The sequence below is a fragment of the Jatrophihabitans sp. genome, assembly GCF_036389215.1.
Taxonomy (GTDB): domain Bacteria; phylum Actinomycetota; class Actinomycetes; order Mycobacteriales; family Jatrophihabitantaceae; genus Jatrophihabitans_A.
The window spans coordinates 1-15,416 of sequence record NZ_DASVQG010000296.1; the positions used below are offsets into that span (position 1 = coordinate 1).

Consider the following 15,416-nt stretch of genomic DNA (forward strand, 5'->3'; position numbering starts at 1 on the left):
CCGCCGCCGACCACCTGCTGCAGGTCGCGGCCGGGCTGGATTCGATGGTGGTCGGTGAGTCCCAGATCCTCGGCCAGCTTCGCAACGCCTACGCCAGCGGTACCCAGGCCGGAACGGTCGGCAAGGTGCTGCACGAGGCGAGCCAGACCGCGCTGCGGGTCGGCAAGCGGGTGCATGCCGAGACCGGCATCGACCGGGCCGGCGCGTCGGTGGTCTCGGTGGCGCTGCAGCAGGCCGCCGACGCCGTGGGCGGAACCGAGCAGCTGGTCGGCAAGCGGGTCGTGATCCTGGGCGCGGGCTCGATGGGCGCCCTGGCCGGTGCGACGCTGCAGCGGCTGGCCGGCGGTGCCGACCTGGACGCGGTGGTGATCAACCGCACCCCCGACCGGGCGCTCCGGCTGGCAGCCGGCCTCGGCGGCCGGACCGGTTCGATGGAGTTCCTGGCCGACGAGATCGCCGCCGCTGACGTCCTGATCTCGTGCACCGGCGCCACCGGACTGGTGGTGGAGGCGCCGGACGTGCGCCGACGGGCCGGCCGGCCGCTGGTGGTGCTCGACCTGGCGCTGCCCCGCGACGTCGACCCGGCGGTGTCGCTGATGGCCGACGTGCACTACGTCGACCTCGACGTGCTGCGCAACTCCGGGGCGATGGTCAGCGACGCCGAAGTGGCGGCCGCGATGGCGATCGTGGCCACCGAGCTGCGCAGCTACCTGACCAGTCAGCAGGTACGGGCGGTCGCGCCGACCGTCACCGCGCTGCGCGCCCGGGCCGCTCAGGTGGTGGAGAGCGAGCTGGTGCGGCTGGACAGCCGGCTGCCCGGCTTGGACCCCGCGGTCCGCGACGAGCTCGCCAGCGTCGTCCGCCGAGCCGTCGACAAGGTGCTGCACGCCCCGACCGTCCGGGTGAAGGAACTCGCTGCCACGCCGGAGGGCAACTCCTATGCCGCCGCGCTGCGGGAGCTGTTCGACCTCGACCCGGCCCGGCCGGGCTCGGTGACCGCGGTACGGCGGGCCGAACCGCTGGACGCCGACTTCGCCGACGGCGAGCCGCTGGCCGGTGCTGTCCTGCCGGACGGGGCTGTCCTGGATGACGGGGCTGTCCTGGATGACGGCACCGGCGACTCCGGGGCGGTGAGCGGATAGATGATGACCACTCGCACCATCCGGGTCGGCACCCGGGCCAGCCTGCTGGCCCGCACCCAGACCCAGCTGGTGGTGGACGCCTTCGCCGACAGCAATCCCGACGTGCCGGTGCAGACCGTCCTGGTCTCGACCGAGGGTGACCGCTCCAGCAGCCCGCTGGAGCAGATCGGCGGTACCGGGGTCTTCGTCTCGGCGCTGCGTGAGGCGCTGCTGGCGGGTGAGATCGACGTTGCCGTGCACTCGTTCAAGGACCTGCCCACCGCTGCGGCCCCGGGGATCGCGGTGGCGGCCGTGCCGCGGCGCGAGGACCCGCGCGACGCGCTGTGCGCCCGTGACGGGCTGACCCTGCTGGAGCTGCCTACCGGCGCCCGGGTCGGCACCGGCTCGCCACGCCGCGGCGCGCAGCTGCGCGCGCTGGACCTCGGCCTGGAGATCGTGCCGATCCGCGGCAACGTCGACACCCGGCTGGCCAAGGTCGGCACCGGCGCCGGTCAGCTCGATGCCGTGGTGCTCGCGGTGGCCGGCCTGCACCGGCTCGGCCGGACCGAGGTGATCACCGAGCTGCTCGACCCGATCCAGCTGCTGCCGGCAGCGGCGCAGGGGGCGCTGGCCGTCGAATGCCGGGCGTCCGACGAGGATGCCCGGTCGATGCTGGCGCCGCTGGATGACCACCCGACCAGGGCGGCGGTCGCTGCCGAGCGGTCGTTGCTCACTGCCCTGGAGGCAGGCTGCACCGCCCCGGTGGGGGCACTCGCCGAAGTCACCGAGGGTGAGGACGGCCTGCTCGAAGTTTTCCTTCGTGGCTCGGTCACCGCGATCGACGGCAGCGACGCCGTCCGGTTGTCGGCTACCGGTCCACTCAACAATGCCGAGGAGGTCGGGCAGCGGTTGGCCGCTGAACTGATCGATCTCGGCGCGAACATCATGATGGGGAGCTCGAAATGACGCGAGCGCGTAAGTCCGTCGGCAAGGTGTCCTTCGTGGGCACCGGCACGGGCGACGCTGGATTGCTCACCGTGCGCGCCGCCGAGGTGCTGGCATCGGCCCAGGTGGCCTTTGTCGACGCCCAGGTCTCCGAAGCCGTGCGGGCTCTGATCCGCGGCGAGATCCGGCCGGCGGACCCGATACCCGCCGAAGCTGCCAAGGCGGTGCTGGCGGAGGCTCGCAACGGCCTGGTGGTGGTGCGGGTGGTCTGCGGCGATCCGTTCGGCTCCGACGCGGTCACCCGCGAGGTGCTGGCCGTCGGCAAGACCGCGGTGCCGTTCGAGGTCGTTCCGGCGCTGTCGATGGCGGCGGCTACCACCAGCTACGCCGGCGTGCCGAGCGGGCCGATGCACACCGAAGTGGACCTGCGGCAGGGCCAGCCGGTCGACTTCGAGGCGCTGGCGGCGACGCCGGGCACCCTGGTGCTCACCCTGGAGGCGGTCGAGGTCGGTTCGGTGGCCGAGCAGTTGGTCGCCTCGGGGCTCAAGCCGGACAGCCCGATGGTGGTGACGTCGGCGGGGACCACGACCGCTCAGGTCACCGTCGCCGGAACCCTGGCCGAGGCCGAGCTGTCGGCAGCGGGCATGCAGGGCTCGGTGGTGCTGAGCATCGGCAAGGGCGCCGCGGCACTGGAGAAGCTGGCCTGGTGGGAGTCGCGGGCGCTGTTCGGCTGGAAGATCCTGGTGCCGCGCACCAAGGAGCAGGCCGGCGCGATGAGCGACCGGCTGCGGGACTTCGGCGCGGTACCGGTCGAGGTTCCGACCATCGCCGTCGAGCCGCCGCGGACGCCGACCCAGATGGAGCGCGCGATCAAGGGCCTGGTGACCGGACGGTACGAGTGGATCGTGTTCACCTCGACCAATGCCGTGAAGGCGGTCCGGGAGAAGTTCGAGGAGTTCGGCCTGGACGCCCGGGCGTTCGCCGGGGTGAAGATCGCCTGCGTGGGGGATCAGACGGCCGAGGCGGTGCGGGCCTTCGGCATCCGGCCGGAGCTGGTGCCCTCCGGTGAGCAGTCCTCGGAAGGCCTGCTGGCCGACTTCCCGCCGTATGACGACGTGCTGGACCCGATCGACCGGGTGCTGCTGCCGCGGGCCGACATCGCCACCGAGACCCTCGCCGAAGGTTTGCGCGAGCGCGGTTGGGAGATCGACGACGTGACGGCCTACCGGACGGTGCGAGCGGCGCCGCCGGCGGCCGAGATCCGGGACGCCATCAAGTCCGGCGGCTTCCAGGCCGTCTGCTTCACCTCGTCCTCGACGGTGCGCAACCTGGTCGGGATCGCCGGCAAGCCGCACAACAAGACGGTGGTGGCCTGCATCGGCCCGCAGACCGCGGCGACCGCGCGGGAGTTCGGTTTGCGGGTGGACGTGCAGCCCGAGATCGCCAGCGTGTCCGCGCTGATCGACGCGCTCGCCGAGTTCGCGGTCAAGCGGGCCGAGGAGGAGCGGGAGAAGGCGGCCGCCGCACCGGCCCGCCGGTCCCGTACCGGATCGCGGAGTCGCACCGTCCGGTAGCTGGTTCGCTGTACGAGGCAATTCGCTGTACGAGCGGGGCACCGGTCGCAGGCCTTCGGGCCGTGCCGCCGGTGCCCCGCAGCACTTACCGCCGGACTCGGCAGGCAGGTTGCTCAGTCGTACTGGTTGTAGCGGTAGTTGGTGTACTGGCAGTCGTCGGCGTTCGGCCAGGTCTCGTCGACACAGACCTTCAGCCGGACGGCGTTGATCCGTCCGGAGGTGGCTGTGAAGTCGTAGGGGGTCTCCGAAGTGGCGCCGGCGTCGCAGCTTGCGTGGTTCTCGCGGTTGTCGCCGCGCACGACCCAGTCGCCGCTACTCTGCTGGTACTGGAACTGGACGTAGACGCTGTGCCCGTCAGCAGGGCACAGGTCGGTGAGTTTGATGTCCTCGACTCTGACGTGATACCGGCTGATGAAGTTCGCGTACGCGGTGACCTTGGCACCCCCCGGATCGCAGCAGGTCTGGCCGAACAACGAACCGTCGGCCAATGCCGGCGGCGCCATGAACACCAGCGAGCCGCTCGCGGCGGCGACCGCCAGGGCTAGGGCCTGACCTCGGCGTACCTTCATGAACTCCTCCTCGGGTTGGGTGATCCCGGAGCCTAGGACCGGGCGGGTTGGGGCGCCAGCGTCGATGAATTGGGGCGGGCTCTGTCCTTTCCGGCGGAAGCCGGGCTTTTGGGCGACGTGCGTGACGCGGCCGGAGTCAGCAGGGCATTAGCGTGAGTCGGAGGGGACCTCCGGTACGCGAGGCGCCCTCCGATGAGCTAGCTGAGGTTGGTGGAGCAGATGCCGGTGCTGGACACGTTCGCCGTCAAGGATCAGGTCGCCGTGGTCACCGGCGGCAATCGCGGCTTGGGACGTGCGTTCGCGCACGCGCTCGGTGAGGCCGGCGCCTCGATAGCGATCGTGGCCCGCAACGAGGCGGCGAATGCTGACGTCGTATCGGAACTGAGCGCCAAGGGTATTCGTGCGGCGGCGTTCTCGGCCGATGTCGCCGACCGTTCTGCGGTTGCCAGTGCCGCCGAGCAGATCACGGCGGAGTTCGGACGCGTGGACATCCTGGTCAACAATGCCGGAACGTGCATCCACCGGCCCGCGCTGGAGGTGAGCGACGAGGAATGGCGCACGGTTCTCGACGTGAACGTGACCGGCGTATGGAACGGCTGCCAGGTCTTCGGGGCGCTGATGGTGCGGGCCGGCAGCGGCGCCATCGTGAACGTGGGGTCGATATCCGGCCAGATCGTGAACCGTCCGCAGTGGCAGCCGGGGTACAACGCGTCCAAGGCCGCGGTGCATCAGCTCACGAAGTCGCTCGCGGCTGAGTGGGCTCCCCACGGTGTCCGGGTCAACGCGGTCGCGCCGGGCTATGTCCGGACCGAGATGGCGCCGGTCGACCGTCCGGAGTTCGCCCAACATTGGATCGGCGACGCACCGCAGCAGCGGGCGGCCGAACCGGAGGAGATCGCTCCGTCAGTGGTCTTCCTGGCCAGCCGCGCGTCGTCGTTCATGACCGGCACGGTGCTGGTCATCGATGGCGGTTACACCGTCTTCTGAGTAAGTCGGCGTTCACGTTTGGTCGGCGGCTACCGGTCACTTCGCGCGGGTCACTTCGCGCGGGTCACTTCGCGCCTGCAAGGTAGGTGGCTCGCCATAGGGTTGTGAACGATTGTGCGCATACCTTCCATCGCAGGTTCGGATGGGCTGGTTCCACATCTACGACTTCGCCGGTGCGGTCCACGATCGACTGCGCCGTGATATCGACGGTCACTATGGAGCAGTAGTCGGCTGGCGCCGTGGCCGGGCCGATGGCGGTTGTCGTGGCGGGGTGGATGGTGAGCCGGCCGCCGAGGTACCGGTGTCTCTGGGTGGCAGTGCGGGTGATGCCGGTAGCCAACCCGGTGCATAAACCGCACGAGGCTGCCGAGTAGTGCTTCAGGTAGGACGGGTTGGTGGTGGCGTAGGCCCAGTCCAGGGTGCGCATATAGAACTCGGCGAAGGCGTTGGCGCCGGCCTGGGTGCGGGCCTTGGCGGCGGCCGGATACAGCGGTGGCTTCTCGCCGGGCTTGACGTTGTGCCCGGTCAGCGGCACGTCCGCCGGATACGGCTGGGCAGTCGGGGCGGGGCTGGCCGGGGTCGGACTGGCCGGGGTCGGACTGGTCGGGGTCGGACTGGTCGGGGTCGGCGCCGTGCTGGTGGCGGGTGCCGAACTGGCCACCTTGGACGTGTTCGGCGCGGCGTCACCCGTGCAGCCGGTGACCAGCAGCGCCACAGCACCGAGCAGTGCCATGACCGCCGACCGAGCCTGCTTGCCCATAAGACGTGGGCCTAGCTCGCGCTGCCGGTCAGCCGCAGCGCGGCGACGATCAGGGTGCGGGCTGTCTGCGTGGTCTCGGTCAGGGACACCCGTTCCTGCGCGCTGTGCGCGACCGCCGGATCGCCCGGCCCGTAGTGCAGGGTCGGAATGCCGGCCCCGGCGTAGAGCCGCAGGTCGCTGCCGTACGGCGCGCCGCGCTCGGTCACCGGACCGCCCACCGTGTCGGCATGTGCCCCGGCCACCACCTCCCGCAGCGGGTTCCCGGCGGGCAGCCGGCCACTGGCGAACTGGCCGCCGCTCCAGCGCACCGCGGCCGGGTGCGCGCGCAGCCACGGATCGGCGGCGCACACCTCGGCCACCCGCTGCTCGAACGCGGCCCGGGCCGCCGCCGGGTCCTCGTCCAGCAGTACCCCGTACCGGCCGTGCGCCACCAGCAGGTCCGGCACCGTGCTCGGCCAGTCACCGGCGGACAGCTGGCCGATCGACAGCGGCGCCGCGATCTGGTAGCCGGCCAGCAGCGGATCCGGGTCGGCATTGCGTTCGGTCTCCAGCGCTTGCAACCCGGCGAAGAGCGGCAGGAACTTCTCGATGGCGCTGACTCCGGCCGTGCGGATGCTGCCGTGCGCCGCCGCGCCGGGCACGCTCAACTCGAAGGTCAGCGCGCCGCAGTTGGCGGTGATCATGCTGAGCGCGGTGGGTTCGGGGATCAGGCAGGCATCACCGCGATGCCCCCGGCGCAGGGTGGCGAACGCGCCCAGCCCGCCGTCCTCCTCGCTGGCCACCAGGTGCAGCGCGAGCCGGCCGGTCAGCCGCACGCCGCTGGCCCGGATCGCCGCCAGCGCGGCCAGGTTGGCCGCCACCCCGGCCTTCATGTCGCAGGCGCCGCGCGCATGCACCAGCTCGCCCTCCAGCCGCGGGGTGAACGGATCACCCGGCCAGGCGGCCCGATCGCCGGGCGGCACCACGTCGACGTGGCCCTGCAGGATCACCGTGGGGCCGTCAGACTGCTCCGTGCCGGCCACCAGACCCCAGATCTCGGACCGCTCGGCCTCGGTGCCGGGGAAGTCCGGATCGGCCCGCAGCTCGGCCAGGTCCGGCTGCCACAGGTCCACCTCGAGATCCAGCCGCTCGGCCTGCCCGGCGAGGGTGTGCAGCAACTCGGTCTCGGCGGCGCTGCCGGTGATGGAGGGCACCGCGAGCAGGTCGAGCAGGTTGCGGTGCAGCGCCTGCTCGTCCAGGGCGTCCAGCGCGCGGCGTTCGGTGTCACTCAGCATGCCGGCATCATGCCGCCAGCGTGCCATCTGGATACCGGCGGTCGCTCAGCCGTCAGCTGTCAGGCCCAGCTCGGCCACCGCGGCGTCGCGAATCTTGAACTTCTGGATCTTGCCGGTCACGGTCATCGGGTACTCGGTGACGAACTGGACGTAGCGCGGCACCTTGTAGTGCGCGAGCCGGCCGCGGCAGTAGTCCCGCACGTCCTGGTCGGTGAGCGCGGCACCAGGGCGCAGCCGCACCGCCGCCAGCAGTTCCTCGCCGTACTTGGGATCCGGCACGCCCACCACCTGGACGTCCTCGATCTCGGGATGGGAGTAGAGGAACTCCTCCACCTCGCGGGGGTAGACGTTCTCGCCGCCCCGGATCACCATGTCCTTGCTCCGCCCGACGATGGCGAGGTACCCCTCCTCGTCCATCACCGCCAGGTCGCCGGTGTGCATCCAACCGTTGAGCAACACCTCGGCAGTCTGATCCGGCTGGCTCCAGTACCCGCGCATCACCGAATAGCCCCGGGTGCACAGCTCACCCGTCGTGCCCCGCGGCACCAACCGGCCGGTGACCGGATCGATCACCTTAACCTCGACGTGGGGATGCACCCGGCCGACGGTGGAGGTCCGGCGGTCGAGCGAGTCGTCGGCCCGGGTCTGGGTCGAGACCGGTGACGTCTCGGTCATCCCGTAGCAGATCGTCACCTCCGCCATGTGCATCTCGCTGATCACCCGCTTCATCACCTCGACCGGGCAGGGTGACCCGGCCATGATCCCGGTGCGCAGCGAGGACAGGTCGTAGTCGGCGAAATCGGCCAGCGCCAGTTCGGCGATGAACATCGTGGGCACCCCGTAGAGCGACGTGCAGCGCTCGTCCTGCACCGCCCGCAGGGTGGCGGCCGGGTCGAAGCCGGCGGCCGGGATGACCACGCAGGCACCGTGGCTGGTGGCCGCCAGATTGCCCATCACCATGCCGAAGCAGTGGTAGAAGGGCACCGGCACGCAGATCCGGTCCTGCTCGGTGTACGAGCAGCCCTCGCCGACCAGGTAGCCGTTGTTGAGGATGTTGTGGTGGCTGAGGGTGGCGCCCTTGGGGAAGCCGGTGGTGCCGGAGGTGTACTGGATGTTGATCGGGTCGTCGGGGTCCAGGCCGTCGGCCACCGCCTGCACCTCGGCAGGCGGTACCGGCCCGCCGTCGGCGATCAGCTCGGCCCAACCGGGCTCGCCGAGGTAGATGACCTCGCGTAGCTCGGGGCAGTCGCCGGCGACCTCCGTCACCATCGCGCGGTAGTCGCTGCCCTTGTGCTCCACGGCCGAGAACAGCACGCAGGTACCGGACTGTTTCAACACGTAGGCCAGCTCGTGGCTGCGGTAGGCAGGGTTGATGTTGACGGCGATCACGCCGATCCGAGCGGTGGCGTACTGCACCAGCATCCAGTCGATGCAGTTCGGCGCCCAGATACCCACCCGCTCACCGACTCCGATCCGGTGCGCGAGCAGGCCACGGGCCAGGTCGGTGACCGCGGCGTCGAGCTCGGCGTAGCTGAGCCGACGCCCGGAGGCGCACTCGACGACGGCGTCACGATCGGGATACCAGGCGGCGGTGCGGGCCAGGTTGGCGCCGATGGTGTCGCCGAGCAGGGCAGAAGTCGAGGTGCCGCTGGCATAGGAGAGCAGGACGGGCGGCGGTGCGGAGGTCATGGACGGATTCAACTCGCTGCCGGAAACCGGCGCTAGCCATGGTTGTGCGCGCCTGCCGTGGCTTCAGCGTGGTTTTAGCGTGGTGGGGTGAGGGTGGCTCGGGATTGTTTGACGGTGAGGGTGGTTCGGGAGGGTTGGGTGGCGGTGACGTCGCCGGGGATGTCGGTCCAGGTGCCGGTGCCGATGCGGAATTGGGCGTGCCAGTAGGTGCGGGCGGTGATGGTGACCGGGCCGCGGTGGGTGTAGTTGTGGCCGAACCGGTCGGTGCAGGGGCCGCAGTCGGTGGCCGGGTGATACGGGGTGCCGGGGGTGGTGAGGGTGTCGGTGGTGCCGTCGCCGAAGTCGAAGTCGGTGTGCTGGTAGCTGACGCGCAGGTCGACCGGGAAGCCGATCAGGGCGGCTTGGCCGAGGTTGACCTGGGTGGGTGTGCTGATCCAGAACAGGGTTCGCAGGTTGATCAGGGCGGTGCCGGTGCTGGGTGAGACGCCGACCGGGGGTGGGTGCAGCAGCCGGATCACCTCATCGCGTAGCGCTGCTGTGGAGGGCATCGGGGTGGCCGTGCCGGCGCACCAGGCCGCGATCGGGACGGCGGTGTCGGCCGGGGAGATCACGGTGATGAACTGGTGCGGGTGGGCGGTGCCGGCTACCGGTGGGCACGGAAATCCGGTCGGCCCGCACGCCCGGTTCCAGTGGGTGTGGTCATCGGTGGCCGTGGCATAACCGCAATCGATGACCAGCACCGGCGAACCGCCACCGTCCCGCAGATCCGTCGACACCACCCCACACGTCCCGGACACGCCAACGTTGCCGTCACCTAGTTCTCCTCCAAAGGACCCTCCACCGACTGAACCGCAACCCCCAGGCGGAGTAGCCCCCGCTGATGGCGCTTGCGTTAAACACAGGAGGACTGCGCCTACGAGGGCCGGCACAGCTGTGATCTTCTGACGGTTCATGGGCGTGCTAGATAGGTAGTTTGCCATTTCGAATTAATGAACTTGGCGCAAATCTTGACCTTTAGGTTTTTATAAGCACCGTCACCACTAAAAACCTTTCCTGTTCGGTCTACGACCGACTCAGCAGTGGTATCCACATTTACGTGTGAGCAGTAATCAGCAGGTGCCGTCACAGGTGCCACCGTTGTGAAGGCCGCCGTGTGGACGGTAAAACGGCCTCCGAGGTACCAGTGGTGTTGTGCGGCGGTCTTGCTGATGCCGGTGGCCAGGCCGGTGCACAGTCCGCACGAGGGGCCGGTGTAGTGCTTCATGTAGGAGGGGTTGGTGGTGGCGTAGGCCCAGTCCAGGGTGTGCATGTAGAACTCGGCGAAGGCGTTGGCGCCGGCCTGGGTGCGGGCCTTGGCGGCGGCGGGATACAGCGGTGGCTTCTCGCCCGGGTTGACGTTGTGCCCGGTCAGCGGCACGTCCGCCGGATAGGCCCGGGCAGTCGGGCGAGGGCTCGCCGACGTGGCCGCCGTGCTGGTGGGAGCCGCCGAACTGGCCACCGGCACCGTCGAGGTGTTCGGTGTCGCCTCGCCGGTGCACCCGGTGGCCAGCACCAGCAAGGCACCCGCCAGCGCCCAGCCGGCCACCCACCCCCGCTCACTCATAACGGACATGATGCCCGATTGGATCTTGACCCTCCCAACCGCCCACCGACTTGTGGATAACTCCTGTGAGCGAACGGGTGCGAGTTAGGCTTGACCCGTGAACGATCTTCCTGCGCTCCCCGCCTTCCCGGTATCGCGGCCCCGGCGGCTGCGGCGGACGGCTGCCTTGCGCCGGCTTGCCGGTGAGATCTCGGTGCGGCCGGGCGATCTGATCCTGCCGATGTTCGTGGCCGAGAACGCTTCAGAGCCACGCCACGTCGGCACCATGCCAGGGGTCGTCCAGCACTCCCTCGACTCGCTCGCCAAGGCCGCGATCGGCGCCGTCGAGGCCGGCGTCGGCGGGCTGATGCTGTTCGGGATTCCCGCCTACAAGGACCCCACCGGCTCGGGCGCCGACGACCCCGACGGCATCCTCAACCTCGCACTGGCTCGGCTGAAGTTCGAGCTCGGCGACGCGACCGTTCTGATGGGCGACCTGTGCCTGGACGAGTTCACCGACCACGGCCACTGCGGTGTGCTGTCCACCGATGGATCGGTCGACAATGACGCCACCCTGCAGCGCTACGCCTCGATGGCGCGGGCGCAAGCCGAGGCCGGCGCTGACCTGCTGGGCACCAGCGGAATGATGGACGGCCAGGTCGGCGTCGTCCGGAACGCTCTGGATGAGGTGAGGCGGTCCGATGTCGGCGTCCTGGCGTACGCGCCGAAGTACGCATCAGCGTTCTACGGACCGTTCCGGGAGGCAGTGGACTCCTCGCTGACCGGCGACCGGCTGACCTACCAGCAGGATCCGAGCCGGGGCGTCCGTGAGGCGCTGGCCGAGGCCGCACTGGACGTGGCCGAGGGCGCCGACATGGTCATGGTCAAGCCTGCGTTGCCCTACCTCGACATTCTGGCCGCCGTGTCGGCGGCCTCACCGGTTCCGGTCGCGGCCTACCAGGTGTCCGGCGAGTACGCGATGGTCGAGGCCGCCGCCGAGCGCGGGTGGATCGACCGCGAACGGGTCATGCTCGAGACACTGCTCTCGATCCGCCGGGCCGGAGCCGCCATGATCCTCACCTACTGGGCACACGAGGCTGCCATCCTGCTGCAATGACCTCGCCCGCGCCCCGGCACGGAGGCTTCTGATGACTCGGCGACTGGCCAGTCGACCATCCCTGATGATCAGGCGATCACCCTGATGGCCAGGCGACTCTCCAAGTACCGCGGCGCCGCCCTGCTGACCGGTCTGATCGTCCTGGGCTGGCTCTGGGACCTCGCGCTCGGTGGCGGCCGGGCGCACGCAGCCGCCTGGTTCGGCGCGGTGATCGTGGTCGGCGGCGTCAGCTTGCTCGCCACCCGAGGCGCGGCCGACCCGGAACCGCCACCGGCCACCGCACCGAGGCCCGCTGGGCAGATCGTCATCGAACCGGCTACCGCGCAGGACCTGCCGCGCCTGATCGAGGTCGAAGTCGCCGCCGACACACTCTTCGAGGTAGCCGGCTACGGCAGCACCCCCGGACCGGCCAGCCTCGACGAGCTGGCCTCGGCGCGGCTGCTGCTGGTAGCTCGCCGGCTACCCAGCGGGCAACCCCCGGACCCTTCGGCGGAGCAACCCCCGGCCCCTTCGGCGGAGCAACCGCCGGACCACCCGGTGGAGCAACCCCCGGACCACCCGGTGGAGCAACCGCCCGACCCGCCGGTCGGCTACATCAGGCTCGAACTCATCGACGGCCAGCCGCACATCGAGGGCCTGTCGGTACGTCCCAGGGAGATGCGCCGCGGCATCGGCACTGCCCTGGTCAACGCCGCCTGTCAGTGGGCCACCGAGCAGGGATACCGCGAGATCACGCTGTGCACCTTCGGGGACGTGCCGTGGAACGGGCCGTTCTACGCCAGGCTGGGCTTCACCGAAATCCCCGCCCCCAGCCCAGCACTGCGGGCGCTGCGGCAACGCGAGGTGAGGCTGGGCTTGGACGGGATGGGTCGCCGATGCGTGATGCGGCGCTCGCTCGACCGGACCGGCGGCTCGGTCAGCCCAGCGGACTTGCCTATCAACTAGGTAGGGAAACGGCCGTATGCTGTGAGCTCACCACAGCAAGGAGCCGTACATGCTGGTCCGTTCCGTCGCCGCCGCGTCGCTGGCACTCCTCGCCCTGCTCGGCGCAGCCGGTTGCTCACCGACCGACAGCAAGACCGACAGCAAGACCGACAGCAGCGACAGCCCCGCCGTCAGCGCGGCACCCGACGACTGTGACAAGTCGAAGCTGAGCCTGCTGAGGCCCGGTACCTTCACCGTGGCCACCGACAACCCCGCCTACGAACCGTGGTTCTCCGACAACAAACCCAGCAACGGCAAGGGCTACGAGTCCGCCGTCGCCTACGCGGTGGCCGAGCAGCTCGGCTTCCAGCCGTCGGAGGTCAAGTGGGTCACCGCCTCGTTCAACAGCGTGGTGACCCCTGGCCGCAAGAACTTCGACGTCGACATCAACCAGGTCTCGATCAGCGCGGAGCGCAAGAAGGCCGTCGACTTCTCCACCGGCTACTACGACGTCGCCCAGTCGGTGGTCACCTATCAGGGCAGCAAGATCGCCAACGCCACCTCGCTCGCCGACCTCAAGGCAGCCAAGCTGGGCGCGCAGGTCGGCACCACCAGCTACGCCACCATCACCGACACCATCAAGCCGTCCCAGAAGCCGTCGGTCTATGACACCAACGACCTCGCCGTGCAGGCCCTGAAGAACAAGCAGATCGACGGCATCGTGGTGGACCTGCCGACCGGCTTCTACATGAGCGCCGCGCAGCTCGACAACGGCAAGATCGTCGGCCAGATCTCCTCCGGCAGCTCGCCCGAGCAGTTCGGTTTCGTGCTGACCAAGGGCTCCAAGCTCACCGCCTGCGTGTCCAAGGCCGTCGACGCGCTGCGCGGTGAGGGTGCGCTCGCCCGGTTGCAGGAACAGTGGCTGGCCACCGCGGGTGGCGCGCCTGAACTGAAGTGATGGCGCCGGCGCCGCAGCCGACCGCGCCGTCCGGCACCTCCAGCTGGCGACCCTCCGAGCTGCAGCGCCAGCGGTTGGCCTACCGGCGAGGCAGGACGATCCGGTCGGGCATCACCGCTGCCCTGAGCACCGTGGTACTGCTCGCGATAGTGATCGGCGGCGTCACCTCCTCCCCGGGCTGGCCCCGGGTCCAGGAGACTTTCTTCAACTGGGACAAGGCCAAAGAGTCCTTTCCCGACGTGGTAGCCGGACTGTGGCTGAACCTGCGGGTAATGCTCATCTGCGCCGTGGTCGTGGTCTTCCTCGGGCTGGCCCTGGCAATCATGCGGACCCTGCGCGGGCCGGTGTTCTTCCCGCTACGGATGTTCGCCGCCGCCTACACCGACCTGTTCCGCGGGCTGCCGCTGATCCTGGTGTTGCTGCTGCTCGGGTTCGGGGTGCCCGCGCTCAGCCTCGGCGGGGTCTCGTTCCAGCCGGTGGTGGTCTACGGCGGCGCCGCGCTCGTCCTCACCTATTCCGCTTACGTCGCCGAGGTGTTTCGTGCCGGGATCGAATCGGTGCATCCCTCGCAACGTGCGGCGGCTCGCTCGCTGGGCCTGACCAATTCCCAGTCGCTGCGGTACGTGGTGCTGCCGCAGGCGGTACGCCGGGTACTGCCGCCGCTGCTCAACGACTTCGTGTCGCTGCAGAAGGATTCCGGCCTGATCTCCATCCTCGGCGTCATCGACGCGATCCGGGCGGCGCAGATCTCGACCGCAACCGACTTCAACTACACGCCCTACATCGTGGCCGGTTTCCTCTTCGTCTGCCTGACCATCCCGCTCACCAGGCTGACCGACTGGGTCGCCCGGCGGCAGGGCTGGTACGGCGGCGGAGGCAGCGCGGTATGAGACGGCGGCGGTTCCGTGGCTGGTCCCTGGCGGTGCCCGGCCATGGCCCGGCAAACACTGGGCATGCCCAAGCCGGCCTCGTAGCGCCTGGGCAGGCCGAAGCCGCGCCCGGCGAGGTCGAAGCCCTGCCCGGCGAGGCCCCGGCAGTGCCTGGCGATGCCCCAGCCGCGCCTGGCCAGGCCGAAGCCGCGCCCGGCGAGGCCCCGGCAGTGCCTGGCGATGCCCCAGCCGGTCCCCTACTGTCGATCCGCAACCTGCGCAAGTCCTTCGGGGCAAACCTGGTGCTCGACGATGTCAGCCTGGACGTCGGCCAAGGCGACTGCGTCGTCCTGATCGGTGCGTCCGGCTCCGGCAAGTCCACCCTGCTGCGCTGCGTCAACCTGCTCGAAGTCGTCGACGACGGCGTCATCGAGCTGGCCGGGACAGACATCACCGACCCACGGGTCAACGCCGACGAGGTGCGCTCCCGGGTCGGCATCGTGTTCCAGGCGTTCAACCTGTTCCCGCACCTGTCGGTGCTGCGGAACGTCACCCTGTCGCCGATCAAGGTGCACGGCCTGCCGCGCGCCGAGGCCGAGGCGCGGTCGCTGGCGATACTCGAGCGGGTGGGACTCTCGGACAAGGCGGCGGCCAAGCCCGACGAGCTGTCCGGCGGCCAGCAGCAGCGGGTGGCGATCGCCCGGGCACTGGTGAACTCCCCGGTCCTGATGCTGCTGGACGAGGTGACCTCCGCGCTGGATCCGGAGCTCGTCGGCGAGGTGCTGAGCCTGCTGCGCGAGCTCAAGGACGAGGGCATGACGATGCTGATCGCCACCCACGAGATGGGCTTCGCCAGGCAGGTCGCCGACACGGTGTGCTTCCTCGACGCCGGCCGGCTGCTGGAGGTCGGCCCGCCGGCCCAGGTACTGCACGACCCGCACGAGGCCCGCACCCGGCAGTTCCTGTCCCGGATCATCGAGGCCGGCCGCCTATGACCAGGCTGGCTGTGACCAGGCTGGCTGTGACCAGGCTGGCTGTGACAAGGCC

The 15,416-nt window shown here is 69.9% G+C and carries 15 protein-coding genes; 9 read left to right on the top strand and 6 right to left on the bottom strand.

What is annotated here, in order from left to right:
- The 3 genes from hemA to VF542_RS16625 all read left to right on the top strand — a co-directional run.
- A partial coding sequence (gene hemA / locus VF542_RS16615) for a glutamyl-tRNA reductase (protein WP_408652809.1) occupies nt 1-1,142 on the top strand: 1,142 nt, incomplete at its 5' end.
- Between the two features lie 3 nt (nt 1,143-1,145).
- Nucleotides 1,146-2,087 carry a hydroxymethylbilane synthase gene (gene hemC, locus VF542_RS16620; protein WP_408652810.1) on the top strand — a complete coding sequence of 314 codons (942 nt, stop codon included), beginning with the start codon at nt 1,146-1,148 and terminating at the stop codon, nt 2,085-2,087.
- Nucleotides 2,084-3,640 carry a uroporphyrinogen-III synthase gene (locus VF542_RS16625; protein WP_408652811.1) on the top strand — a complete coding sequence of 519 codons (1,557 nt, stop codon included), beginning with the start codon at nt 2,084-2,086 and terminating at the stop codon, nt 3,638-3,640. The genes hemC and VF542_RS16625 overlap by 4 nt, the downstream gene beginning before the upstream one ends.
- A 113-nt stretch (nt 3,641-3,753) precedes the next feature.
- Here the strand turns inward: VF542_RS16625 and VF542_RS16630 are convergent, their stop codons facing one another.
- On the bottom strand, nt 3,754-4,209 hold the full coding sequence (locus VF542_RS16630) for a hypothetical protein (protein ID WP_408652812.1): 456 nt from the start codon (nt 4,207-4,209) through the stop codon (nt 3,754-3,756).
- Nucleotides 4,210-4,428: 219 nt separating this feature from the next.
- Here VF542_RS16630 and VF542_RS16635 point away from each other — a divergent pair, with 219 nt between their 5' ends.
- Nucleotides 4,429-5,196, top strand: a complete 768-nt coding sequence (locus VF542_RS16635) for an SDR family NAD(P)-dependent oxidoreductase (protein ID WP_408652813.1) — start codon at nt 4,429-4,431, stop codon at nt 5,194-5,196.
- 64 nt (nt 5,197-5,260) lie between these two features.
- Here VF542_RS16635 and VF542_RS16640 read toward each other — a convergent pair whose 3' ends face one another.
- The 5 genes from VF542_RS16640 to VF542_RS16660 form a co-directional block, all read right to left on the bottom strand.
- Nucleotides 5,261-5,929 carry a DUF6318 family protein gene (locus tag VF542_RS16640; RefSeq protein WP_408652814.1) on the bottom strand — a complete coding sequence of 223 codons (669 nt, stop codon included), beginning with the start codon at nt 5,927-5,929 and terminating at the stop codon, nt 5,261-5,263.
- Nucleotides 5,930-5,967: 38 nt separating this feature from the next.
- Entirely contained in the window at nt 5,968-7,230 is a 1,263-nt protein-coding gene (locus VF542_RS16645; protein WP_408652815.1) for an ArgE/DapE family deacylase, read from the bottom strand.
- Between the two features lie 45 nt (nt 7,231-7,275).
- The gene (locus VF542_RS16650; protein ID WP_408652816.1) at nt 7,276-8,919 is read right to left on the bottom strand and encodes an AMP-binding protein; all 1,644 of its coding nucleotides are present in this window, start codon (nt 8,917-8,919) and stop codon (nt 7,276-7,278) included.
- A 74-nt stretch (nt 8,920-8,993) separates the two neighbouring features.
- Nucleotides 8,994-9,695 (bottom strand): hypothetical protein, encoded by a 702-nt coding sequence (locus tag VF542_RS16655; protein ID WP_408652817.1) that lies wholly within the window; start codon nt 9,693-9,695, stop codon nt 8,994-8,996.
- Nucleotides 9,696-9,868: 173 nt separating this feature from the next.
- Entirely contained in the window at nt 9,869-10,504 is a 636-nt protein-coding gene (locus VF542_RS16660; RefSeq protein ID WP_408652818.1) for a DUF6318 family protein, read from the bottom strand.
- A gap of 115 nt (nt 10,505-10,619) precedes the next feature.
- Between VF542_RS16660 and hemB the strand changes: the two genes are divergently transcribed.
- The 5 genes from hemB (at nt 10,620) to VF542_RS16685 (ending at nt 15,364) form a co-directional block, all read left to right on the top strand.
- Nucleotides 10,620-11,618, top strand: a complete 999-nt coding sequence (gene hemB, locus VF542_RS16665; protein WP_408652819.1) for a porphobilinogen synthase — start codon at nt 10,620-10,622, stop codon at nt 11,616-11,618.
- An 84-nt stretch (nt 11,619-11,702) separates the two neighbouring features.
- The gene (locus VF542_RS16670; RefSeq protein WP_408652820.1) at nt 11,703-12,563 is read left to right on the top strand and encodes a GNAT family N-acetyltransferase; all 861 of its coding nucleotides are present in this window, start codon (nt 11,703-11,705) and stop codon (nt 12,561-12,563) included.
- 49 nt (nt 12,564-12,612) lie between these two features.
- The gene (locus tag VF542_RS16675; protein WP_408652821.1) at nt 12,613-13,500 is read left to right on the top strand and encodes an ABC transporter substrate-binding protein; all 888 of its coding nucleotides are present in this window, start codon (nt 12,613-12,615) and stop codon (nt 13,498-13,500) included.
- Entirely contained in the window at nt 13,500-14,390 is an 891-nt protein-coding gene (locus VF542_RS16680) for an amino acid ABC transporter permease (RefSeq protein ID WP_408652822.1), read from the top strand. The genes VF542_RS16675 and VF542_RS16680 overlap by 1 nt, the downstream gene beginning before the upstream one ends.
- A gap of 209 nt (nt 14,391-14,599) precedes the next feature.
- A complete protein-coding gene (locus VF542_RS16685) occupies nt 14,600-15,364 on the top strand; it encodes an amino acid ABC transporter ATP-binding protein (protein WP_408652847.1) in 765 nt (254 codons plus the stop codon).
- The last annotated feature ends 52 nt before the right edge of the window (nt 15,365-15,416 follow it).